Source organism: Pseudomonas profundi (genome assembly GCF_008638305.1).
Lineage (GTDB): Bacteria > Pseudomonadota > Gammaproteobacteria > Pseudomonadales > Pseudomonadaceae > Halopseudomonas > Halopseudomonas profundi.
Genome location: NZ_VTPZ01000003.1, coordinates 1 through 24,542, shown reverse-complemented (window position 1 = coordinate 24,542; position 24,542 = coordinate 1). Strand labels below are relative to the sequence as shown.

The following is a 24,542-nucleotide window of genomic DNA, read 5'->3' as shown; positions in this document are numbered from 1 at the left end:
GCCATGTGCGGGTTTTTTATTGCCTGGATTCTGCGGCCAGGCCTTCAGCAAAGCGGCGAATTACTCGCCGCCCACAGCGTAGTTGGGTTGGTCGGTAACCGGTTGTGAGAATTCAAAGGGGATCGAGACGGTATCCATGCCGACATTGCGCTGGATGACGAAGTGCAGGTGCGGCCCGGTGCTGTTGCCGGTGTTGCCCGAACGAGCCAGCGGGGTGCCGGTGCGTACGCGGTCGCCTGCCTTGACGCGAACTGATCCGCGCTGCAGGTGCAGGTAGACGCTCATGGTGCCGTCGTCGTGCAACAGCCGTACGAAATTGCCGGCAGGATTGCTGCCCCGGCCGCTCTGGTTGTTTTCCACATTGACCACCAGCCCCGGACGAGCCGCGAGGATGGGTGTGCCCTCGGGCATGGCAATGTCGATCGCATGGCGGCCTTTCGGGCCGGTGTGGCTGAAGCTTCCGCCAGGGCCCTGGGTGACCCTGAAAGGTCCGCCGTTCCAGGGTAGCGGGTATTTGGTAACGGTGGGCTGGGCGCGCGGATCGCCGATCGCATAACGCAATCGTGGTGTATAGCTCGCAGTCTTGCCTGCTTCAGGAACAAGCGTCACCAGACGGATGCTATCGCGTGGCGGTAGCACCCAGCGAATCGGCTTGTCCGGCGCGCCGGAAACATTGCGAGGCTTTTCAATGGTCAGCTCGATCTCGACCGGGGCGTGTAGTTCGTTGTTGACGATCAAGGTCTCACCACCCGCGTGCTTGCGAGTGGTGACATAGACCTTCTTTTCGATGTTTTCGACCATGGCGTCCTGGAATACCAGTTCGCGAGCGCCCTGTACCTTCTGATCGGTATAGGTGGTGACGCCGTTTTGATCGGTGAATTTGTAAATGGTAGAAGCGAGCAGCGCCGGGGTGAAGAGTAGTAGGCCCAGGCCGCAAATCAGGGTTCGCATCCGTTGCTACCGTCTTTGTCAGAGTATGTTGATCGGCAAGCATAAACGGAAGCAAACGCCGTTGCGACCCGCACGTTTGGGTTACCAGACGGCTGACACAAAATAGCCTTTCGACGCTATTCACCGGGTATAAAAAAGCGCACCGGGACAAGAGGTCCGGGTGCGCTTTTTGTCGTAACGGCTGCAGGCTAGCGGGCAGATACTGGTGCGGGCTGCAGGGAGTACGTCCGCAAAGAGGCAGCGAATTCCTGAAGCGCCTGGATGCGGCTGGCTTCTGCCTGGGCGCACCACTCGCGGAGCGCCTGCAGCATCTCATGACCGTTCGCGCTGGTGCGCGTCCAGATCTGTTGCAGTGCGAGTCGCTTCTCGTAAGTCACCTTGAGCACTTGACTGTGGGCGAGCATGGTCTGGATGCGCGCTTCATGCTCAGGCTCAAGAAGGCTCGGCTCACGACTCAGCAGGCGCTTGCCGCGGCTGAATAAATGTCGAATGGAATGATCAACGCGTCGCAGCTCCTGTTGCACCAATGGCTTGATCACCAGCTTGCGATATTGCGCCATGATCTGAAAACGGTTGTTCAGGATGGCCATCGCCGTGTCCATATCCAGGGTCTGCTTACCTTCCACCTGATGCGCGATCGGAGCGGTACGACGAACCTTTGCCAGCCCGAGCATGCTGAACACTCTGATCCACATCCAGCCCATATCGAACTCCCACTTCTTGACCGAGAGTTTGGCCGAGTTCGGGTAGGTGTGGTGGTTGTTATGTAGCTCTTCACCGCCAATCAGGATGCCCCAGGGCAGGATATTGGTTGCCGCATCCTTGCATTCGAAGTTGCGGTACCCGACAGCGTGTCCTAGCCCGTTGACTACGCCGGCAGCGAAGATCGGAATCCACATCATCTGCACGGCCCAGACGGTCAGGCCCAGAACACCAAACAGCGCCAGATTGATCAGCAACATCATACTCACGCCACCATTGGGGAAGCGCCCGTAAACGTTGCGCTCCATCCAGTCATCCGGACAGTTCTTGCCGTAGATGCGCAGCGTTTCCTCGTTCTTGGCTTCTTCCATATACAGCTCGGCGCCCTTGCGCAGCACTGTGGTCAAGCCTTTGTGAACAGGGCTATGCGGGTCGTCGGGGGTTTCGCATTTGGCGTGATGCTTGCGGTGGATCGCAGTCCATTCGCGGGTATTCATGGCTGTGGTCATCCACAACCAGAATCGGAAGAAGTGTTTGAGCGCCGGGTGCAGCTCGAGAGAGCGGTGCGCCGAATACCTGTGCAGGTATACGGTCACGCTGACAATGGTGATATGGGTCAGCACCAGTATGACGGCGAGCACTTGCCAGCCGGAAGGGTCGAGTAAACCGTTGTACCACATAGCAGATTGAACCTCTGACAGAATGGGGAGCAGGAACACTGTCCCTGACTGCTAGGAATCAGTATGTAGCAATATCTGCCTGTTTGCATGACCACAAGTCGTCAAGCAGCTAAGATGAGGCCTGATTTTGCAAGAGAATAATTCAGACCTATGAGCCTTAGCCGAAGCGCGTTTCGCGTAGCGATGTTGTATTCGACGGTGGCCATGTTGTGGATTCTGTTTAGCGACTACCTGCTGGTTGCGCTTGGCCTGGAGCCTGTGACTCAGCGGTGGATGCAGACCTACAAGGGCATTCTCTTCGTTGTGGTGACCACGGCACTGGTGTTCTTTGCATCGCTTCGGCATTTGAACCGCCGCGCCGAACAGCAACGTCTGCTGCAACTCAATCAGGAGCGTTTCGATCTGGCGCTTGCCGGTTCCAATGATGGCGTGTGGGATTGGGATATCGAAGCCGGAAGCGTGTATTTTTCTGACCGCTGTCTGGAGATCATCGGCTATCCGCGCGCTTCTGACGTCGATCTCGGTGTCGTCTGGTTGCAGCGGGTGCATCCTGATGACCTTGCCGCGACCCGGCAGGCGATTCGCTCACATTTTCGCGGGGCCACCGAGCGGTTCGACAATCATCACCGAATAAAGACTCTGAACGGCGACTACGCCTGGATCCATGCCCGCGGCAGGGCTATCCGCAACGCGCAGAACCGGGCCGTGCGCCTGATCGGAATTGTGCGGGACGTCACCGAGCAGAAATTGAACGAGGAAAGCTTGCAGCAGGCAACTGTGGTGATGGAAAGCACCACCGAGGGCGTTGTGATCACTGACGCTCAAAATCGCATCGTCAGCGTCAACCCCGCGTTTTGCAGAATCACCGGTTACGATGCTGAAACGGCGATTGGACAGACGCCTTCGTTGCTCAAATCCGGCTGGCATCCCGATCAGTTCTACACGGAGTTATGGCGGCAATTGCGCTCGACGGGCACTTGGCAGGGTGAAATCTGGAACCGCAGGCAGGACGGCGAGATCTATCCGCAATGGGAAACAATCAATGCCGTGCACGACGAGAGTGGTGGTCTTTCGCACTATGTCGCGGTGTTTGCCGATATTTCACAGATCAAACGGTCTCAGGAAGAGATAGATTTCCTTGCTCATCATGATCCACTCACCCGCCTGCCCAATCGTCTCCTGATGATCGAACGACTGGGCAATGCGCTATCCCGGGCCAAGCGCAACGATAACCGTCTGGGGCTGATCTTCATCGATATCGATCGATTCAAGGCGATCAACGACAGTATGGGGCATACCGCTGGCGATGAGCTGCTGCGGGCCGCCGCCGAGCGTATCGCCGGTCTGTGCCGCGAACAGGATACCCTGGCAAGGTTGAGTGGTGACGAGTTCATCATGCTGGTGGAGGATCTGGCCGAGGCAGCGGATCTGACCCCTTTTGCCCTGCGTGTGCAGCGCGCTTTCGATAAGCCATTCGATATTGACGACAGATCCCTGCATCTCAGTTGCAGTCTGGGGATGAGCGTCTACCCGGAAGACGGAGAAGACAGCGGAGAGCTGCTCAAGAATGCAGACACGGCCGTCACCCTGGCGAAGAAGAATGGCCGCAACACCTATGCCTTTTATACCCAGGCCCTTACCCATCATGCGCGCCGGCAGATGACACTCGAGTCCGACCTGCACAAGGCCATCCGGGATGAACAGCTACGCGTGTATTTCCAGCCCCAGAAGGACCTGACCAGCGGTCAAATTGTGGGCATGGAGGCGCTGGTACGCTGGGAGCATCCGAAGCTGGGCATCATTTCGCCTATGGATTTTCTGCCGGCAGCTCAACATGCCGGGCTGATGTCGGTAATCGACGAGTACGTTCTGCATGTCGCCTGTGGTCAGATGCGGCGCTGGCTGGATAGGGGGTTCGCGCTTGAGACGATGGCGGTGAATATGTCGGGTTACTGGCTGCAGCGAGGCGAGGTCATCGCCGCCGTACAGGCGGCACTGAAGGATACCGGCCTACCCGCACATTATCTCGAGCTTGAGGTTACCGAGGACGAGATCATGGAACACGGCGAAAAGAGCGGCCCGGTGCTGGACGCGCTGCGCAACCTCGGCGTTAAACTGGCGATCGACGACTTCGGCACGGGCTATTCGTCACTCTTGCGCCTCAAGCGATTACCGGTCACCAAACTCAAGATTGATCGCGGATTCACTATGGATCTGCCTGGCGATATCAACGACAGCGCCATCGCGCGGGCGATTATCGCTCTGGGCAAGAGCCTGCAACTGACCATCACGGCCGAAGGCATCGAAACGCTGGCCCAGGAGAGCCTGCTTGGTGAGCTTCAGTGCGACTATGGTCAAGGCTATCTTTACAGCAAACCAGTCCCGGCGGAACAGCTGGAAGCTTTGTTGCGTAAGTCCTTTCCTGATCACGATAAGCCGGCCAGCACACCCTAGCGCTCGGATGATACTGATGTGCCATCGCTGAGGCGGGCGGACTGGCGTCGGGGTCTCGTTGAATGGTCCGCGATACCCTGTTGCGAGCTTAATTTGCCTAGTTTGGTATAGAAACTGCAGTAACCCTCCTCAGTGTTCAGAGCACACCACAGTGTGCCGAAACGCACTTATTTAGCGCATGTGAAAAGCATTCAGATATATCAAAACGCCATTATGGTGCTGGGTCTGTGGTGCATTGGGGAAACAGGGAATGTCATTCGAGACGATAGACGTATTATGGATCGTGCTGTGCGCCGGTCTTGTCTTCAATATGCAGTTGGGCTTCCTCTGCCTGGAGTCAGGCCTGACTCGCAGCAAGAACGCAATAAACGTAGCAGTAAAGAACATGGCGGATCTAAGCGTAGCCATCGTTCTGTACTGGCTGTTCGGCTTCGGACTCATGTTCGGCAGCAGCGCCAATGGCTGGTTCGGCACCGGTTTCTTTATGGTCTCGTTCGACGATACCTGGCGCGCCGCCTTTTTCCTGTTCCAGGCGATGTTCTGCACCACCGCAGCGACCATCGTTTCCGGAGCGGCCGCTGAGCGAATGCGCTTTAGCGGATACCTGGTCGTAACCGTCATCGCCGCTGGACTCATATATCCGTTGTATGGCCACTGGGCATGGGCCGGGGCTTTCAGCGAGTCGGTTGGTTGGCTCGCTGCGAGAGGGTTTACTGACTTTGCTGGCTCAACGGTCGTGCACTCAGTCGGCGGTTGGATTGCATTGGCTGTGATCCTGGTGTTGGGGCCAAGACGGGGCCGATTTGAGCTGGATCGTGAGGGTCGGAGCCTGCCGGGTTCGAATCTGCCGGTAGCGATGCTCGGCGGGCTTTTGCTCATGTTCGGTTGGTTCGGCTTCAACGGCGGAAGTACCTTTCGTTTTGACACCATAGTGCCGGGCATCATCGCGAATACTGTTCTGGCTGGCGTGGTTGGCATCCTCGGCGGCATGCTGGCCTCGTGGCTACGCTGGCGTCATGTCGATCCGGTTTATCCGTTGAACGGGCTCATTGCCGGAATGGTTTCCATAACTGCCAGTGCGCATGTGGTCTCCGCCGGCTCCGCGGTGATGATCGGTTTCACCGGAAGCCTGGTGATGTACGGCGCTGACCGGCTGATGTATCGCTGGCGGATCGACGACGCGGTGAGTGCGGTACCAGTGCATCTTGCCAGCGGCATATGGGGCACCCTCGCGGTTGCCCTGTTTGCTGACCTGGAGCTGCTGAACACCGGACTCAGCCGCTGGGAGCAATTAATGGTGCAGTTCGAAGGCATCATGGTGGCGGGGTTGTGGGCGTTTGGGGTGACCTGGATATTGCTGCAGACTATCAGTCGCTGGTTGCCGATGAGAGTCAGCACCGAAGCGGAAATGGTAGGGCTGAATGTTTCCGAGCATGGTGCCCGTACCGAACTGATTGAGCTTTTGGATGCCATGGAGGCTCACCAGCACGACGGACGTTTCGAACAGGAAGTACTGGTCGAGCCGTTCACCGAGGTGGGCCAGATTGCAGCTCAATACAACAAGGTGATTCGCGCGCTTCGCAGCGCCGTGGGCATGACTCAGGCCATCGTCCGCGACATTCGCGACGGCGTTGTAACCTGCTCAGCCGAAGGGCTGCTGACGACCTGCAATCCGGGTGCGGAGCGGCTGTTTGGCCGGGGCGCCTCAGATCTGATTGGTCAGCCCATACGGGGATTGGTGGCGGAGCAGGGCTGGGGTGGTCTGCCCCTGCCCGAGGCTGGCAACGAGCTGAAGCAGGAAGTGTTGTTCACTCGCCACGACCAGTCGTTCGTTGCCGAGCTGACTGTGAGCCGCGGCGCCTTGGACGACCCGTTTTATACCTGCATGATTCGGGACATCACCGAACGCAGGCGGGTAGAGCAGCAGCTATTTCAGGAAAAGACGCTGGCGCAGGTTACGCTGGCTTCGATTGGTGATGGCGTTATCACCACCGGCCCTGATGGCCGGGTGCGGTATCTCAACCCGGTAGCCGAAAAGCTCACTGGCTGGAGCGCTGAACAGGCCAGCGACCGGCCGCTTGAGGAGGTCTACCAGCTATTCGACGAGCAGACTGACGCGCCACTTGGGAATCCGGTTACGGCCCTTTTGCGTCGACATCGCAGAGCGCTGGTGGGTCAGGGTGAAATCATATCGCTGCTGCGAAAACGGGATGGCGAGCAAGTTTATATTCAAGATGCCGTCGCCCCGATGCACGATCAGGAAGGGCGGATTATTGGGGCAGTGCTTACATTTCGGGATGTCACCTCTACCCGGCGGATGGCCAATGAGTTGTCTCACCAGGCTGCACACGATGCGCTCACCGGCTTGGCCAATCGTTCCGAATTCGAGCGACGCCTGGCGATGGCCGTTCAGGCTCACCAGGAGAGCGACCGTAAACAGGTTCTCTGCTACATGGATCTTGACCAGTTCAAGATAGTCAACGATACCTGTGGGCACGCTGCAGGCGATGAGTTGCTGCGCCAGCTTGCTCGATTATTTCAGACCCGTATTCGCAGCTCGGATGTGCTGGCGAGGTTGGGTGGGGATGAGTTTGGGTTGTTGCTGGTTGGGTGCTCGCTTGAAGAGGCGATACCGGTTGCTGACGATATTCGCAGCCTGATTGAAGATTTTCGCTTCAGCTGGGAGAACAGGACTTTCGCCATCGGGGTCAGCATCGGTCTGGTGCTCATTGGTGAGCAAATGCATTCTCTCGGCGAATTGTTGAGTGCTGCAGACAGTGCTTGCTACGCAGCAAAGGATGCCGGGCGTAACCGCATTCACATCTATCAGGCCGATGATCAGATATTGATCGAGCGTCGCGGTGAGATGCTCTGGGTCAACCGGATCAGAGAAGCGGTGGACCGGGATTTGCTCCGTCTGTATGTCCAGCCAATCATACCTGTACATGCGGAGCCCGGCGGGCCTCGCTACGAAGTGCTGGTGCGAATGCTGGGCGACGATGGACGCATTATCCCACCAGGCGCGTTCATGCCCGCCGCCGAGCGCTATGATCTGGCGACGGCAATTGATCGCTGGGTAGTGGGCAACTTTCTGGCCTGGGTCGGTGATTATCAACGTCGTAGCAAGGGCCCGCTCGGACACTACTCGATCAACCTGGCTGCAGCATCCCTAGGCGAGGACGGTTTCCTCGAATTCGTGCTCGACACCATCAAGCGTCATCAGATACCTGCCAGCTGTATCTGTTTTGAGATTACCGAAACCAGCGCGATCGCCAATCTCAGTCGTGCAGTCATATTCATGCAACGGCTCAAGACTATCGGTTGCCACTTTGCGTTGGATGACTTCGGATCGGGGCTGTCATCCTTCGCCTACCTGAAGACGCTGCCGGTGGACATCCTGAAAATAGACGGGGTGTTCGTTAAGGATATCGAGACGGACCCGATCGCCGCAGCCATGGTCAGTTCAATCAACACCATAGGCCATGAGATGGGTTTGAAGACCGTCGCGGAGTATGTGGAGAACGAAGCCATTCTCGAGCGGTTGCGCGAGCTGGGGGTGGACTATGCCCAGGGCTACCTCCTGGGCCATCCCCGCCCTCTCAGCGAGTTGGACGGGGTGCGGATGATGCCGAGATAGCATAGCGATGATCTTATCTGCTGATGTCGGTCGATGCGTTGGCCGCCGCCAGAGCAGCGGACCTGTTGCGGACCGGAACGTAGCTCATCGTAATAAAGCAAAACCACTTGGCTCCGCCGCCGACCGCGTGGCGCACAGGAAACTGGAACACCAGAATCATAGACCTCTGGCCCGCTGCTTGCTTGAGTCGGGTCGTGCATAAGGAATTCAGGGATGTCTCTACATAGCGATCAAATGGTGCTTACCCAGACAGAACGTAAATGGCTGCCTTGGCTAGGTCCAACCGGCAAGCTGCGAATGGGGTGGGCCTGTTGGATAAATAACAATCGCTACGGGCAGCTCAAGGACATATTCGAGAGCATCGCTCAGACGCGGGTCCGCCTGTTGCAGCAATGGTGCGATAACCAGTGGAACACGCTTGCATCGGTATCCCAAAGCATGAGTGCGCAGACCCATGCGCCAGACAGCGATCGACTTGGCCAACTGCTGAAGAAGATGCCGGATGCCTCGGAATTATTCATCATCAACAGCAGTGGTGAGGTCACTGCCAGCAGCGCTCGGCATGGCGCGGCCTTTAAACTCGATACCGCCGCCGTACAAACCGGGCTACAGAAACCCTTCTTGCATGGCCCTTATGTGGACGACCGAACCAAGTCGCTTGGCCCGTCCACGTCCAGCTTTCACGACGCCGTGACACTGATGTTTTACCAGCCCATGTCCAACGGAGGCTGCCTGTGTGCGCGGATACCCAATGACGTGGTGGGCGATTTGATCCAGCGTGAAGCTGGACACATCTACCCGGAGTCTGGCGACAACTATATTTTCATGGTCGATTCCCGTTTTGACAGGACTATCGAGCAGGGGCGTGCGCTCTCCCGCTCGCGTTTCGAAGACGACACGTTCAATCATGGTGACAACCTCAAGAGCGGTATCCGGACGGCCTGGGGCCAAGTGAGCGTACGGGAGCACACTGAGCTCGAGCTACGTTTTACTGACCCGGCGACCGGTCAGCTCCACCCGGGTGTTCGTGAAACCATACGTAAGGGACATAACCTCTACGTCGCCTACCCAGGCTATTCGGACTACCGCCACATTCCGGTTATCGGCAAAGGGATCACCTTCAGCCTTACCGGCTCACCGGATCGCTGGGGCATGATGTGCGAAGCCGACCTGGAAGAAGTTTACCGCTACCGTTCGCTGAGCTACGACCTGATGAGGCTGTTCCTGGGTCTCATGCTGTTCATCAGCCTGTGTCAGATTGGTACCGCTTATTCTGGTCTCGGCCAAGCTGCGGCCAGTCTGTTGAATCTGTCCGCCGTGGGCCTGTCTGCTTTCTGGTTCTGGCGTCGGGGTACCAAGCGTTTGGCCAGGCGCATGGGTCGAATGACCGAGATCATACGCAACATAGCGGAGGGTGAAGGCAATCTGAGGCAGCGGCTGGATACCTCACGCTTTGTCGCTGACGAAACCGGTGAGCTGGGGCGCTGGGTCAACAGCTTTCTGGACAGCCTGGATACCATCGTAGGCCGAGTGAAACAGGCCAGTCATCATGCAGTACAGAATAGCGAGCAAATGCTGGGGCATAACCGCGGGGCGAGCGATATGGCCGAAGAGGTAACCGAGAACATTGCCCAGATGTTAACCATGATCGAGGCTCAACTGGCAACGGTCAGCAGTGCCTCGGTCACCGCTGCCGAGATGAAAAAGACCATGGCAGAAGTGGTCGACTCTGCTCGCCAGCGGCTGGACGTGGTGTGCAGTGGTACGCAGAAGATTCGCGATATTGTCGCCACCTCGGCCCTCAGCGTACAGAAGCTGGATCAGCGATCGGGCGAGATTGTGGGGATGGTTTCGGTGATCAGCGACATCACCAGCCAGACCAACCTGCTAGCGCTGAATGCGGCTATCGAAGCTGCACGCGCAGGTGAACATGGTCGCGGCTTCGCCGTTGTAGCCGACGAGGTGCGTGCACTGGCCCTGCGTACAGCCAGCGCCGCAGAAGAAATCAGCCGCGGGGTTACGTCCATTCGCGACGCCACACGGCAGGCGGTGGAACTGATGGAGCAGGGCGTATCCGATGTGGATCTACAGTTGCAGGACGCAGGCAACGCCTCGGACGACAACGACGTGTTGCATAGTACCGTCGAGCAGCTGTTTGAGGTGATTTCGGTAATGGAGACCAATAGCAAGGAGCATGGCCGTCAGGCTAGCCAGGTCGCAAGCGCTACGGAATCAATGGGTGATGTGGTCCGAACCCTGCGTATCAGTTCAGATCAGGTCAGAGAAACTGCGCAACGCTTGCACCAATTATCCGACACCTTCCAGGTCAGCGCTGACCGCGCCTGAGGGCTGAAGGCCCGTCAGACGAAATCCTGTGTCCGCTAATCGGGTGGATGATTACCACATGGCTTAAGCATCTGGCACACTTGAGACATTCACAACCCCGTTGACCGCGCCGCCGCAGGACAGCGTTGTACAGCGGCAGCGCACTTTGACGCCCGGCCTGGGTCAATACCTATTCGGTCGCCGCGCGGGCATTTCCCTGCGTGGCGAATGGCACTGACTCGACCACAAGTAACCGCTAAACATGCTTTCAGATCATATCCCGCAGTCCCGTTTTTCCTTGTCCTGTCCAGTCACGTTCGGAGCGCGGTTCGAGGTTGAGCGCGCAGGTCTCGTTCGACGCTGCGCAGGATCGATGCTGCTGATCGGCCTGGGGATATTGGCTGGTTGCAGCACGCGGCCTGGTGTGACGCCGCCGGAGCATCGGCCGGCTGCAGTTCAGGCGCAGGTACTGCGGTTACTGCCTGCTGACGTGGCAGACCGGGACGGCTGGGCGCGGGATATTCAGGTGGCGTTCACCACGCTTGATATCGAGCCGGATGCGCAGAATATCTGCTCGGTACTGGCGGTCACCGCACAGGAATCCACCTTTCAGGTGGCGCCGCCGGTTCCTGGCCTCGCCAAAATTGCGCGGGAGGAGATTGACCGTCGTGCGAGCACACTGCGCATCCCCGGATTTCTGGTCAATGCCGCACTGCAGATGGAATCGCCAACGGGCGAGACCTATGAGAAACGCCTGAGTCAGGTGCGCTCGGAAAAGCAGCTTAATGCCGTCTTCGACGATTTCATCAGCGTGGTCCCGCTTGGCAAGCAGCTGTTCGGCAGCTTCAATCCGGTACAGACCGGCGGGCCGATGCAGGTCAGCATCGCCTTCGCCGAGACGCAGCGGGACGTCTATCCCTATCCGATCAGCGGATCAATGCGTGATGAAGTCTTCACCCGGCGCGGCGGGATGTTCTTTGGTATTGCGCACCTGTTGGGTTACCCGGCTGACTACACGCGTCCGTTATACCGCTACGCCGATTTCAATGCTGGCTGGTACGCCAGCCGTAACGCCGCCTTCCAGAACGCCGTCAGCAAGGCCACGGGTATAGCGCTGGCGCTGGACGGCGACCTGATTGTGCATGGCTCCAGCACAGTGGGTGCCACCGAGCGCGCGGTGCGTTCGCTGAGCAAACAGCTCGGCATGAATGACAACGGCATCAGGCGCGATCTGGAAAAGAGCATTGAGCTGGAGTTTTCCGATACCCGCTTGTACAAGCGGCTATTCGAGCTGGCTGACACGCTGGAAGGCGAACCTTTGCCGCGCGAGATGATTCCCCGGATTACCCTGGAAAGTCCCAAGATTACCCGGGAGCTGACCACCGGCTGGTTTGCCAATCGGGTCGATGAGCGGCGCAGACAATGCATGGTGCGGGCCGGTGCGGCCCAATAACCGGGAAGGCTAGAACCAGCGGCGCACTGACTGACAATAGCGGCTGTACTCGCTGCCAAACTTCTCACTGAGCATGCGTTCTTCGGGGCGAATCTGGAAACGGTTCATGTACAGCACAAAGCCGGGCAGAACCAGGAAGGCGGATGGGCTTTCCAGCCACACCGCCCAGGCAGCGAGACAGAGCGCAAAGCCCAGGTACATGGGATTGCGGCTGGATCGGTAGATACCCGTGCTGACGATCGAGGTTGCGCGTTCCGGAGCGGTGGGGTCGACGGTGGTCCTGGCCTGGCGGAAGTTGATAACACCCGCCACGGCGATGAACACGGCCGCCGCAGCGAGCAACCCGGCGAGGGCGGAGGCTCCCGGGAGGCTCGAGTTTAGATCTGCGAACAGGTGCGAAATCACCCACATCAGCAGCATGCAGAGCGTCACCAGTACTAGCGGTGGTACCTTTAATTCAAGTTTGTTCAAAGCACTTTCCCTCGTACGTCCGTGTGGGTTTTGTATACCTCTCTCGCAGCCGTAGACGCAAGCCTCGTTCGATATTTGCTTGAGCGGGCCGTCCGACGTGCGGTAGGCGCTGCGCCGAACAGTCTTTCAGCTGTGTGGTCGTAGAGGCTCCACAGTACTCATGAGGTTTCCATGTATTTGAAAACGGTAGCTTTCTTTTCCAGTCTGATGATGCTCTCTACGGCAGGATTGGCTAACGAACGGACCGTATACGGTGTCAGCGAGAACGCCCGGCTGGCCGATTTGGCGTTGGACGTGCCGGCCAAGCTGGATACAGGGGCAGTGACTGCATCGTTGAGCGCTTTGAATATCGAAATGTTTGAACGCGAGGATGGCGACTGGGTGCGTTTCGATCTCGCCGTCGACGGCGCCAAACAAGGCCAGACGCTGGAACGCCCGGTTGTGCGCATCAGCCAGATCAAGCGCCGCTCCGATGACATTCCCGATGGGGAAACCAAGGACTACACCACGCGTCCAGTGATCGAGATGGATGTTTGCCTGGGCGGCGAGCGGGAAAATATCGAAGTGAATCTGACCGATCGCACCGCGTTCTCATACCCCTTGCTCATTGGCTCTACCGCCTTGCAGCAGTTCGATGCGGTGGTTGACCCCAGCCTGAAATACTCCGCAGGCGCGCCTGGCTGCGCCTGATCTGTCTGGCAGTTGTCCAATTGCTGGCCGGTTCTTGCTATCCGGTCAGCAGGCCTGATTCTCTGATCTATACTGCGAACTAACCGGTTTCGCGCGTTGCAATGACGCCAGCCGGGTACCCGCGATCCGGGTGCTTGCAGAGACGCTGGTCACAAACCAGCCCAGAACAACAGGCCGACCCACAGGTCCGGTCAGCAACCGCCACCGGCGGCAGTCGTAACGCGCCGGTCGAGGAGGTCAGTCCATGCCGTTGACTGTTCAGATTCCCTATACCCGTCTAATTGATGATCACGGACAGCCGCAGGCCGATCTGCCTGCCTGGATCGATGATCCACAGTTGTTGCGTGCGTTCTATCAGGACATGGTGCTGGTGCGCGCCTTCGACCAGAAATGCGTTGCGTTGCAGCGAACCGGCCAGATTGGCACCTACGCCTCGACGCTGGGGCAGGAAGCCATCGGCGCGGCGGTGGGTCATGCCATGACCGCCGAGGACGTGCTGATCCCCTACTATCGCGATACCTCCACGCAGCTGCAGCGCGGCGTTGCCATGCACGAGATCCTCCTGTATTGGGGGGGCGATGAGCGCGGCAGCGCCTGGGAAAATCCCGCGGTGGCGGAGGATTTCCCCATCTGCGTGCCCATCGCGACCCAGGCTTGCCATGCCTGCGGCGTTGCCTCGGCGTTCCGCATACGTCAGCAGGCCCGGGTAGCGGTAACGACCTGCGGAGATGGCGCGACCAGCAAGGGCGACTTTCTCGAAAGCCTGAACCTGGCGGGGGTCTGGCAGCTGCCCGTGGTGTTTGTGGTGAACAACAATCAATGGGCCATTTCAGTCCCGCGCAGCCTGCAGACCGCCGCGCCCACGCTGGCGCACAAGGCGCTTGCGGCCGGCATTCCGGGCGAGCAGGTGGACGGCAACGATGTGCTGGCGGTGTATGACCGGGTAAGCCAGGCGATTCAGCGCGCCCGCGCCGGCAAAGGCGCAACGCTGGTTGAATGTGTGACCTATCGTCTGGGCGATCACACCACCGCCGATGATGCCAGCCGCTACCGCTCTGCTGATGAGCTCAACGCCGCCTGGAAGCACGAACCCATCGGACGCCTGCAGCGATTCCTGCACGATCATGGGCTCTGGGACGAACAGCAGGAGCAACAGCTGCAGCGCGACATTACTGAGCGCATCAATGACGCAGTCGAGCGCTTCCGCAACATGCCGCCGTCGGATACCGCTGCCGCCTTCGATTATCTGTATGCCGAACTGCCGGCGCAGTATCAGGCGCAGCGTGAGCAGTTGCAGGCGCGGCTGGATGCGCGGGGAGGGACCGGCCATGAGTGAGCAAGCCAGCATTTCCATGGTGGAGGCAATCAATCTGGCCCTGCATCGCGCCATGCAGGATGACCCGGACGTCGTCGTGCTGGGCGAGGATATCGGCACCAATGGCGGCGTATTTCGCGCCACGGTCGGCCTGCATGAGCGCTTCGGCTTCCGGCGGGTAATGGACACGCCTCTGGCGGAAACGCTTATCACCGGGATCAGCGTGGGGATGGCTGCGCAGGGGCTAAAGCCGGTGGCGGAGATCCAGTTCATGGGATTCATCTACGCCGGCATGGAGCATCTGGTCTCGCATGCCAGCCGCCTGCGCAGTCGCACCCGCGGCCGGCTCAGCTGCCCCATGGTGCTGCGTACACCGCATGGCGCAGGTATCCATGCGCCGGAACATCATGGCGAAAGCACCGAAGCATTATTCGCGCACGTTCCGGGCCTGCGGGTAGTGATTCCTTCTTCGCCGCGCCGCGCCTACGGGCTGCTACTGGCAGCCATTGCCAATCCCGACCCGGTGATCTTTCTCGAGCCAGCGCGGCTGTATCGCTCGGTGCAGCAGGTCGTGCCGGACGATGGCCAGGCCTTGCCACTGGATACCTGCTTCACCCTGCGCGAGGGCCAGGATCTGACACTGGTCAGCTGGGGCGCGGCCCTGAAGGAAACCCTGGAAGCCGCAGCGCTGCTGGCTGGAGAGGGCATCGATTGCGAAGTGATTGATGTCGCCACGCTCAAACCGCTGGATACCGAGACCCTGATAGCCTCGGTGTGCAAGACGGGACGCTGCGTGGTGGTGCACGAAGCCGCGCCGAGCTTCGGTCCGGGCGCGGAAATCGCTGCGCTATTGCAGGAACAGGCGATGTACGCGCTACAGGCGCCGGTGTTGCGCGTGACCGGTTTCGATTGCGTGATTCCCTATGCCCGGCAGGAAATGGCCTATCTGCCGGATGTCGGTTCGATCTGCCAGGCCGCACGAAACGTGATGCAGGGGGACGTATGAAACAGTTCAAACTGCCGGATCTGGGCGAAGGCCTGCAAGAGGCCGAGATTGTTGAGTGGCACGTGCAGGCAGGGGATGAGGTCGAGGTTGATCAGCTGCTGGTGTCGGTGGAGACCGCCAAGGCGATTGTCGATGTGCCGTCTCCCTATGCTGGCGTGATCAGCCGGTGTTTCGGCAAGCCGGGAGATTTGCTCCATGTGGGTGAGCCACTGGTCGGCTTCGAAGGCGAGGCGGAGGACAGCGGCACCGTAGTGGGCAACTTGGGAGCCGCGAGCGGCTCCAGTGATCTGGCTGCGGATGACTTCCATATTGGCGCCGCGCCCTCCACCCGGGATTTTCAGCCGGCCCGCGCAGCGCCGGCGGTACGCGCGCTGGCGCGCAAGCTGGATGTGGAGCTGGGCCGGGTGAGCGGGTCGGGCCCGAATGGCTTGATCACCGAGCAGGATGTGCGCTCGGCCAGTGAAGGCCCGGCCGGGTTCGAGGGGACGGCTTTGCGCAGCGTGCGGCGGACCATGGCCAAGAACATGGCCCGCGCGCATGCTGAGGTGGTACCGGTGATGATCGTCGAGGATGCCGACTTGCATGGCTGGCCGACCAGCGCCCGGGATCCGATTATCCGGCTGGCGCGGGCTATTGCGAAAGCCTGCCTGGCCGAGCCGGCGCTGAATGTCGCATTCGATGGCCGGCGCTTGAGTATCCAGACCCATGACAAGGTTGACCTGGGCGTCGCCGTGGATACGCCGGACGGGCTATTTGTGCCGGTGCTGCGCGATGTCGCCAGTCGCGAAGCCGAAGACCTGCGCGAAGGCCTCGCACGGCTGCGCCGGGATGTGGCGAACCGCTCCATCCCACCCTCGGAGCTGATGGGCGCAACGATCACCCTATCCAACTTCGGGACCCTGTTTGGCCGCTATGCCAGCCCGGTGGTCGTCCCGCCACAGGTGGCGATTGTGGGCGCCGGGGTTATACGTGATGCGGTGGTGGCGTGGCAGGGTGAACCGGCGGTGCATCCGATTCTGCCGATATCGCTGACCTTCGACCACCGCGCCGTAACCGGCGGCGAGGCAGCGCGATTTCTGAAGGCGTTGGTGGAGGATCTGGAGCGTTCTTCCTGAGCGGCCGGACCCGCCCGGTTTGCGCCAATGCCACGGATGGCGCATGCATACTTCACGGCGCGCCGGAATTGCCGCCTGCTCCGGTTGCCATTTTTAATACAGCTGGCCGCGCTTGATGCGGATCAAGCCCAACGGCGAATAAAACCCTGATACTGTCTCTGCCGTTCGTACCGGGACCCCGTTCCCGGCGCGATACCAGACCCTCAAGCGCAGCGGGGCTATCGGGTGCCTTCTTCTTCACTATCCAGGCCGATGAGTAACAGGACAGCAAGTCGGGGCACGCGTGCCTGGTTAGCTGTGCTGTTTGGCTGGTGTGTGATATTCAACGCAGTGATTTGCTGCGTGCACAGCAGCCATGTCGTTGCCGTCGCCCTGGCCAGTGATTCGCTTGAAAGCTGTGTTGAACATGACGATGGCATGCCGGGCATGGCTTCCAGCATGCCGGACCAGAGCGGCGCCAATCTGGCGGCCTCGTTAGGCTGCCCGCTGTGTTCCTCCGCCGGCGGTATAGCGTTGAGCTCGTATTGGCCGCCTGTGCTGGTTCCCCTTGAACAGTCCTTCGCGTCCAGCGTAACGCTGACTGTGCCCCTCACCACCACCGAACACGCGCCCAGCCAGCCGCGTGCGCCCCCAGCCGTCTCCTGATCCTTCAACACATTCGCTCCGGACCGCCGGAAACCGATTACTGATCGATATGAGACAACCACCATGTCGCACTCTTCCTTTGTGCCCGCTTTACTGTGCCTGGCCGTCGCCGCAGCCAGCAATCCTGCCTGGTCCGCTGAAGACCATTCCCGGCACGCCGGGCACCAGGCGCTGCAACTGGCGCCACGGGTGATTACTGCCGTGCAGCAGGATTCACCCCTGACCATCATCACTGACCCAAAACAGGCTCGTCAGCCGATCCCTGCCAGCGATGCGGCTGATTATCTGAAAACCATTGCCGGGTTTTCCGCCATTCGGGGCGGAGGGAGCAATAGCGATCCGGTACTGCGCGGCATGTTCGGCTCTCGGCTGAAACTGCTGACCAACGGGGGTGAAATGCTCGGTGCCTGTCCGTCGCGAATGGACGCGCCATCGTCCTATATTGCGCCGCAGAACTTTGATCAGCTGACCGTAATAAAAGGACCTCAAAGTGTCGCCTGGGGGCCGGGCGCGTCGGCTGGTACCGTTTTGTTCGATCGGCTTCCGGAGGAGTTCGATGAGCCAGGTAGTCGGATGGACGCCACGGCTGTGGCCGCCTCCAACACCCGGCGGGATGTGCAAGTTGATGGCGCGCTGGGTAATCGCGACGGTTATCTGCGTCTGAGCGGCAACCGTTCGCGATCCGGTGATTATGAGGATGGCGACGGCAACACCGTTCCCTCACGCTGGAACAAATGGAATACCGATCTGGCCCTGGGCTGGCGGCCGGATGACGACACCTTGCTGGAGCTGAGCGTCGGTGCTGGCGATGCCGAAGCGCGTTATGCCGGACGGGGTATGGATGGCTCGCAATTCGAGCGCGAAAGCCTGGGCCTGCGCTTCGAGAAAACCCTGTATGACGGCGCGTTGCGCGAGCTGAAGGCCCGCTTCTATTACAATTACGCGGATCACGTGATGGACAATTACAGCCTGCGCACACCGCCAGCCACCGGCATGATGGCTGGGCCGCGGGCGACCAACGTGGACCGGCGCACGCTGGGTGCGCGCGTCAGCGCGACCTGGGAATGGGATGAGCTTGAAGTGCTTGCCGGCGTGGATGCGCAGCGCAACATCCATCGCACCCGAAGCGGTATGGGCGTGGACAGCTACAGGGATCAATCATGGCTCAAGGATGCCGAGTTCAGTCAGATGGGAGTATTCTCGGAGCTGACCTGGTCGGTCAGCGACAGCCGGCGCTGGATCGGCGGGCTGCGGCTGGACCAGCATCACGTCGAGGATGAGCGCGCCACCGTCACTGGCGCAATGATGGGCATGGCGATGCCTAACCCCACTGTGAATGCCAGCCGACGCCAAACCCTGCCCAGCGGCTTTGTCCGGCTGGAGCAGGATCTGTCTGATGTGGCTGCCACTGCCTATATTGGTGTAGGACACGTACAGCGTTTTCCTGATTATTGGGAGCTGTTCTCGCCCAAAGGCTCACCCGGAGCGGTCAACGCCTTCGACGGCGTTGAGCCGGAACAGACCACCCAGCTGGATCTGGGCGTTCAATATCAGCGCGAAGGGCTTGAGGCCTGGGTATCAGCCTATGCGGGCGTGGTTAACGACTTCATTCTGTTTGATTATGCCGGCAGCGCCAGTACCGCGAACAATATTGACGCGCACATCATGGGTGCCGAAACCGGTGTCGCCTATGAGCTGACGGACAACTGGAAGACCGACGCCAGCCTGGCCTGGGCCTGGGGCAGGAACCGCGGTGATGGCGAAGCCTTGCCGCAGATGCCGCCGCTCGATGCACGATTCAACCTGAGTTATGAACGGGCCAACTGGAGTGCGGGTGCGCTCTGGCGCGTGGTTGCCGAACAGAACCGCACGGCAATCAACAAGGGCAGTGTGGTCGGGCAGGATCTCAGCGACTCCTCAGGTTTCGGCGTCTTGTCGCTCAACGGTGCCTACCGTTTCAGTGAAGCGGTTACGCTGAGTACAGGGGTGGATAACCTGCTCGACAAGACCTACGCCGAACACCTCAACCTGGCAGGCAATGCCGGGTTTGGTTTCCCGGCAGAGACTAGAATCAACGAGCCCGGCCGTACCCTGTGGGCCAAGCTGGATGTGAGTTTCTAGACCGCCTCGGTTTCAGCTGTGCGCCATTCGCTGGCGCATAGCTGATCACGTCCGCCGTTCTTGGCCACATACATTCGAGCGTCAGCCATTTTCAATAGCTGGCGGTAGGCACCGGCGCGGTCAAAGCAGCGTTCTGCCAGCCCGATGCTCGCAGTCAGTGGAGTCCCGTCTGGTCGCTCCCCTAATCCGGCACTACGCAGACGTTCGATTGCTTTGCGCGCCTGGGTCATGTCGGTATCGGGCATGATCAACAGGAATTCCTCCCCGCCCCAGCGCACCAGACTATCCGAGCTGCGCAGGCAATCCAGCACGCAGCTGGCCGAATCGCGCAGCACCTTGTCCCCGGCATGATGACCGAAGCTGTCGTTGATGCTCTTGAAGAAATCCAGGTCAATGAATGCGACCGCGAGCCCGCTGTTGTTACGCTGGGCCGCTGCCCATTGCAGGTTGAGAATTTCCTCGCCGCTGCCCCGCGAATACACCCCGGTCAAAGGGTCACGAATGGCCTGGCGAATCAATGCGATCATGAAGGCCAGTTGGCTCATGCAGGCCAGACTGGTAACCCCTGCAATCGATACCAGCAGCCAGAACGCGCCAACAAACGAGGGCCAGTTCAAGGTACTCCAACTCAGATAGCCAGCCAACGCCTGGGCCAGCAGCAACACCAGCCCCAGTGCGAGGTTTTCCACCAGCGTGAGCGGAAAAATGGCCAGACCCGCCACCAGTACGAAGGGCAGAAAGGCATAGCCTGCCCCCACTGCGCCGGAAAAATCAGTCAGGCTGTAACTGCCCAGCAGCGTATGCGAAACGACATAAAAAACAGTCGGAATGGCAAACAGAATGGCGATCGCCCGGTAGGCATCGAACAGGTTTCCGCTGGGCCGGTACATCAGCAGCAAGCATACGAAGGCGGCGCAGACACTCAGGCGCAGCGCTCCCAGCATCAACCAGAGGTGTAGCGGGAAAACCAGCGCATCGACGATGCTCCAGAGCGGTGTCAACGCGGCAAACAGGAACGCAAACAGCCGGACCCGATTAACGATCAAAGTAGCGCGGCGTTGGCTGAGCAGAAAATTATGCCGGTGCGGAGATAGCAGCCGGGGTATCTCGCTAGCGGCAAGTTCATTGGGGAGCAGAGAGCTCAATCGGTCCCTGAGAGCATCTAGTAGCAGCATTTGTTATCGAGTCGCTGGTTATTGCCGTGGACATTCCAGCGGCATCATGGCTTTTCGATATTATTCAAGCATGGCTATCAGGATCGCTTATTGATCCTGATCATAGACGAGGCGGATTAGAATTTGTTGTTACCAGAGATCCGGCGCAGCGGGCGCTGCGCCGGATCGCTCAGTCAGTAGAAGATCCACAGCAGGGCTATACCCAGAACGATCCGGTAGATCACGAAGGGCTGCATGCCGATGCGGTTGATGAATTCCAGGAAGAAATGGATACACAGGTAGGCGCTGATGCCGGATGCGACGATGCCCCCCGCCATGGCCAGCCAGTCGACGGCCACGTTGGCCTGAATCAGGTCCAGCGTTTCCAGCCCACAAGCAAGCACAATGACGGGGATCGACAGCAGGAACGAAAAGCGCGCCGACGCTTCCCGGCTCAGGCCCATGAGCAGGCCGGCGGTCATGGTGATGCCAGACCGCGAGGTGCCGGGGAACAGCGCTACGGCCTGGAACAGACCAATGACCGCGACATCCTTCCAGTTCATCTGATGCTCGGTGCGCTGGCCCTTGTGTCGCCAGTCCGCCCAGCTCAACAACAGGCCGAACACGATCAAGCCGGCGGCGATATACACCGGGGAGCGCAATACGGTTTCGATCGTATCCTTGAATGCCAGGCCCGCCAGACCCACCGGGATGGTGCCGAGGATCACGGCCCAGGCCAGTTTGGCATCCGCATCCAGTTGCCGGGTGGCCAATGAGCGCGTCCAGCTGGTAGTCATGCCCAGGATGTCGCGGCGAAAATAGATCAATACCGCTGACAGGCTGCCCAGATGCAGGGCGACGTCGAAGGCAAGGCCCTGGTCTGCCCAGTCGGTCAATACCGGTACCAGAATCAGGTGCGCCGAGCTGGAAACCGGGAGAAATTCAGTGATGCCCTGAACGATCGCCAGAACGATAACCTGCAGCCAATCCATAGAAATCTACACTCCGATAAATGCCGGCCGCGAGCGACCTGTTCAGACAGCGCAGGCGGGCGGAGCTGGATGTCCGCCCACGGCTGCGTTGTAAGGCAGCATTATGCCGAAAAAATTCCGTTGCTCTATGAAAAAGCCGCACGTGATGCAATCAATCTCTCAGACAGCGCAATAGCAGCCCCATTTCCGCGTTGACGGGGGCGAGCCGAGGGATGCGTACCACGTGCCCGTCGCCCGGTGCGACATCGATGGAGCGTCCCTGGCGATCCTGCAGTGTTTCCAGAACCAGAGGGTAATTCCCCTGCGGTGTCATCAGCTCCAGCTGATCGCCGACCTTGAAGCGGTTCTTGACGGCAATAGTTAACCAGTCGCCGTTATCTTCCAGTACCTCGCCAACAAACTGGTGACGCTCCATCCGCGAGGCGCCCTGTTCGTAGTTCTGATAGACGCCCGGCGGGTGGCGGCGGTAGAAGCCTTCGGTGTATCCGCGGTTTGACAGGCTTTCCAGATCATCCATCAGGCCTAGGTCGAAGGGCCGGCCCGCGACAGCATCGTCAATCGCCTTGCGGTAGGTTTGCACGGTCCGTGCGACATAGAAATGCGACTTGGTGCGTCCTTCGATCTTGAGCGAATGCATGCCCATATCAACGAAGCGCTGCACGTGCTGGACCGCCCGCAAATCCTTGGAGTTCATGATGTAGGTGCCGTGCTCGTCTTCTTCGATAGCCATCTGCTCGTCCGGCTTGTCACTTTGATTAAGCAGATACACCGGCTGGGCCGCCACTTCCTTGACCACCGATTGGATATTGCCTTCTGCGGTTTCCTGCGCCGGTTGCAGATCATATTTCCAGCGACAGGCATTGGTGCAGGCGCCTTGGTTGGCGTCCCGGTGATTGAAATAACCGGAAAGCAGGCAGCGTCCGGAATAGGCGATGCAAAGTGCACCATGGACGAAGACTTCCAGCTCCATGTCCGGACACTGGCGACGAATCTCTTCCAGCTCATCCAATGACAGCTCGCGGGACAGGATCACCCGCTCCAGTCCCTGCTGCTGCCAGAATTTTACAGTCGCCCAGCTTGTGGCGTTAGCCTGGACAGACAGATGCACCGGCAGTGCAGGCCAGCGCTCGCGCACCAGCATGATCAAGCCGGGGTCGGACATGATCAGGGCGTCCGGCCCCATCGCCACGACTTCCTCCAGGTCTCGGAGATAGGTGGCCACCTTGTTGTTATGCGCAGCAATGTTACTGGCCAGGTAGAACTTTTTGCCTTGGGCGTGGGCTTCGGCGATGGCCTTGGTCATTACCGCCGGGTTGTGGAAATCGTTCTCACGCACGCGCAGGCTGTAGCGGGGCTGGCCTGCATACACCGCATCGGCGCCGTAGGCGAATGCATAACGCATGGCTTTCAGGGTGCCGGCCGGAGCCAGCAATTCGGGGGCTTGGGGCATGACGCAATCCTGTGTACAAGACAAGAAAGGCGCGGAGGATAGCGGCGCGGGCCGAGCCGGGCATTGATCAGGCTCAAGAATGAGTCATGAAGTAGCAGGGCCACTGATACCCCCGATCAGTGGTCCTTTCAAGCACCCGCTCGCCACGCTTTGCTTCAGCGGTTCATTCGGCGCGCCACGGTTATCAGCGCCTGTGCGCACAGTTTGCCGGTGAAGACTACGCCGATCAGTCTCAGGGTTTGCAGCGCGACGACAAAACTGGCATCGGAGCCGGTCTCGACTGCAATGATCGCCATGGCATCCAGCCCGCCGGGGGAAATCGCGAGAAACACCGAGAGAAAATCGCGGGAAAACACCCAGCTGATCGGCCAGGCGAGGCCGGTGGTCAGCAGTATCAGCGCCAGGTTGGCGGTGATAATGGTCGGCATCAATCTGGCGACGCGCAGCACTGTTGCGCGATCAAAGCGCAGGCCGATGTAGCTGCCGATGGCGCCATAGGCCACTGCGAGGATCGGCTCAGTGAGGGTGATATCCAGCCAGCCCAGCAGCTGCAAGGCGCTGCCGAGAATGACCGGCGTCAGCAATGCCCCCGAGGGGACGAATCTGCCGCTCAGGGCACCGATGAATGCGACCAGCAGGGTGGCAGCCAGACCAAACAGGCTCAGCGGGACATCAGCGGCGTCCGAGGAGGGCTGCATGGCCTCTGGCCCGACGACCATATGACTTATCCACGCGCCCAGCATGACCACGCATACCACCCGCACATACTGCATGCAGGCAACCAGGCGACTATCGGCGCCATCTTCCTCTGCCATGGCAATCATGGCTGAGGCGGCCCCCGGCGCCGTACCCCAGGCGGCAGCACTGGCAGGGATGCCGCCGAAGCGGATCATGCCCAGGCCCACGACAGCACTGAGCAGCAGCGTCACCAGGGTCATGATCAGCATCAGATGCCATTCGGAGGCCATTGCCAGCAGCACGCCCAGCGTGACGGAGTTGGCCACCATCAAGCCGACAATACCTTGCCCGGATCGAAACAGCAGCCGGGGAACATGGATATTGCTGCCGGCCACGCCCATGCACACGGCGACGATCATCGGTCCGAGGAACAGTGCCGCGGGCAGTCCAATGTAATGCAGCAGATAACCCGCCAGACCGCCGCCGCCAACCAGAATGATCCATTGAAGCCAATGCGGCAGAGCGCTAAGCAGTGTGGGGAATTCGTTTTTCATCGCCTGTCTTTTTGCAAGGTATCAGGGCGTACAGCGAAGCGCGTTATGCAACGCGCGGTTCATACGAACTATGGATAAAAAAACCCGGCCACAGGGCCGGGTTTCAGGTACCGCTCAAGCGTTACTTACAGCTTGCCGTCCAGCTCCGG

The 24,542-nt window shown here is 59.6% G+C and carries 17 protein-coding genes; 10 read left to right on the top strand and 7 right to left on the bottom strand.

What is annotated here, in order from left to right:
- Window positions 1-60: 60 nt before the first annotated feature.
- Window positions 61-951 carry a peptidoglycan DD-metalloendopeptidase family protein gene (locus tag FZE95_RS05155; RefSeq protein WP_150299781.1) on the bottom strand — a complete coding sequence of 297 codons (891 nt, stop codon included), beginning with the start codon at window positions 949-951 and terminating at the stop codon, window positions 61-63.
- 188 nt (window positions 952-1,139) lie between these two features.
- Complete coding sequence (gene desA, locus FZE95_RS05150) at window positions 1,140-2,333, bottom strand: delta-9 fatty acid desaturase DesA (protein WP_150299780.1); 1,194 nt, start codon at window positions 2,331-2,333, stop codon at window positions 1,140-1,142.
- Between the two features lie 150 nt (window positions 2,334-2,483).
- Between desA and FZE95_RS05145 the strand changes: the two genes are divergently transcribed.
- From FZE95_RS05145 to FZE95_RS05130, 4 genes are all read left to right on the top strand, one after another.
- On the top strand, window positions 2,484-4,787 hold the full coding sequence (locus FZE95_RS05145; RefSeq protein WP_150299779.1) for a putative bifunctional diguanylate cyclase/phosphodiesterase: 2,304 nt from the start codon (window positions 2,484-2,486) through the stop codon (window positions 4,785-4,787).
- A gap of 250 nt (window positions 4,788-5,037) precedes the next feature.
- Window positions 5,038-8,424 carry an ammonium transporter gene (gene amt, locus FZE95_RS05140; protein WP_150299778.1) on the top strand — a complete coding sequence of 1,129 codons (3,387 nt, stop codon included), beginning with the start codon at window positions 5,038-5,040 and terminating at the stop codon, window positions 8,422-8,424.
- A 213-nt stretch (window positions 8,425-8,637) separates the two neighbouring features.
- Entirely contained in the window at window positions 8,638-10,770 is a 2,133-nt protein-coding gene (locus FZE95_RS05135; RefSeq protein ID WP_223824975.1) for a methyl-accepting chemotaxis protein, read from the top strand.
- 352 nt (window positions 10,771-11,122) lie between these two features.
- Window positions 11,123-12,202, top strand: coding sequence for a DUF1615 domain-containing protein (locus FZE95_RS05130; protein ID WP_190324500.1), 1,080 nt, complete (start codon window positions 11,123-11,125; stop codon window positions 12,200-12,202).
- Window positions 12,203-12,211: 9 nt separating this feature from the next.
- On the opposite strand, the gene FZE95_RS05125 is transcribed toward FZE95_RS05130, so the two are convergent.
- A complete protein-coding gene (locus FZE95_RS05125) occupies window positions 12,212-12,673 on the bottom strand; it encodes a methyltransferase family protein (RefSeq protein ID WP_150299776.1) in 462 nt (153 codons plus the stop codon).
- Between the two features lie 171 nt (window positions 12,674-12,844).
- Here FZE95_RS05125 and FZE95_RS05120 point away from each other — a divergent pair, with 171 nt between their 5' ends.
- The 6 genes from FZE95_RS05120 to FZE95_RS05095 all read left to right on the top strand — a co-directional run bounded on the left by FZE95_RS05120 (window position 12,845) and on the right by FZE95_RS05095 (window position 19,565).
- Window positions 12,845-13,363: an ATP-dependent zinc protease family protein gene (locus tag FZE95_RS05120; protein WP_150299775.1), complete on the top strand. Its 519-nt coding sequence runs from the start codon at window positions 12,845-12,847 to the stop codon at window positions 13,361-13,363.
- 244 nt (window positions 13,364-13,607) lie between these two features.
- A complete protein-coding gene (pdhA, locus tag FZE95_RS05115) occupies window positions 13,608-14,699 on the top strand; it encodes a pyruvate dehydrogenase (acetyl-transferring) E1 component subunit alpha (RefSeq protein WP_150299774.1) in 1,092 nt (363 codons plus the stop codon).
- Window positions 14,692-15,684 (top strand): alpha-ketoacid dehydrogenase subunit beta, encoded by a 993-nt coding sequence (locus FZE95_RS05110; RefSeq protein ID WP_150299773.1) that lies wholly within the window; start codon window positions 14,692-14,694, stop codon window positions 15,682-15,684. The genes pdhA and FZE95_RS05110 overlap by 8 nt, the downstream gene beginning before the upstream one ends.
- Entirely contained in the window at window positions 15,681-16,799 is a 1,119-nt protein-coding gene (locus FZE95_RS05105) for a dihydrolipoamide acetyltransferase family protein (protein WP_150299772.1), read from the top strand. Before FZE95_RS05110 ends, FZE95_RS05105 begins: the two co-directional genes overlap by 4 nt.
- Window positions 16,800-17,051: 252 nt before the next feature.
- Window positions 17,052-17,444, top strand: coding sequence for a DUF2946 family protein (locus tag FZE95_RS05100; RefSeq protein WP_150299771.1), 393 nt, complete (start codon window positions 17,052-17,054; stop codon window positions 17,442-17,444).
- A 63-nt stretch (window positions 17,445-17,507) separates the two neighbouring features.
- Entirely contained in the window at window positions 17,508-19,565 is a 2,058-nt protein-coding gene (locus FZE95_RS05095; RefSeq protein ID WP_150299770.1) for a TonB-dependent copper receptor, read from the top strand.
- Here FZE95_RS05095 and FZE95_RS05090 read toward each other — a convergent pair.
- The 4 genes from FZE95_RS05090 to FZE95_RS05075 form a co-directional block, all read right to left on the bottom strand.
- Entirely contained in the window at window positions 19,562-20,740 is a 1,179-nt protein-coding gene (locus tag FZE95_RS05090) for a GGDEF domain-containing protein (RefSeq protein ID WP_150299769.1), read from the bottom strand. The two genes, FZE95_RS05095 and FZE95_RS05090, sit on opposite strands and share 4 nt — an antisense overlap.
- Before the next feature lie 173 nt (window positions 20,741-20,913).
- Entirely contained in the window at window positions 20,914-21,711 is a 798-nt protein-coding gene (locus FZE95_RS05085; RefSeq protein ID WP_150299768.1) for an undecaprenyl-diphosphate phosphatase, read from the bottom strand.
- 151 nt (window positions 21,712-21,862) lie between these two features.
- The gene (gene trhP, locus FZE95_RS05080) at window positions 21,863-23,161 is read right to left on the bottom strand and encodes a prephenate-dependent tRNA uridine(34) hydroxylase TrhP (RefSeq protein WP_150299767.1); all 1,299 of its coding nucleotides are present in this window, start codon (window positions 23,159-23,161) and stop codon (window positions 21,863-21,865) included.
- 155 nt (window positions 23,162-23,316) lie between these two features.
- Window positions 23,317-24,393 (bottom strand): AbrB family transcriptional regulator, encoded by a 1,077-nt coding sequence (locus FZE95_RS05075; RefSeq protein WP_150299766.1) that lies wholly within the window; start codon window positions 24,391-24,393, stop codon window positions 23,317-23,319.
- Between the last annotated feature and the right edge of the window lie 149 nt (window positions 24,394-24,542).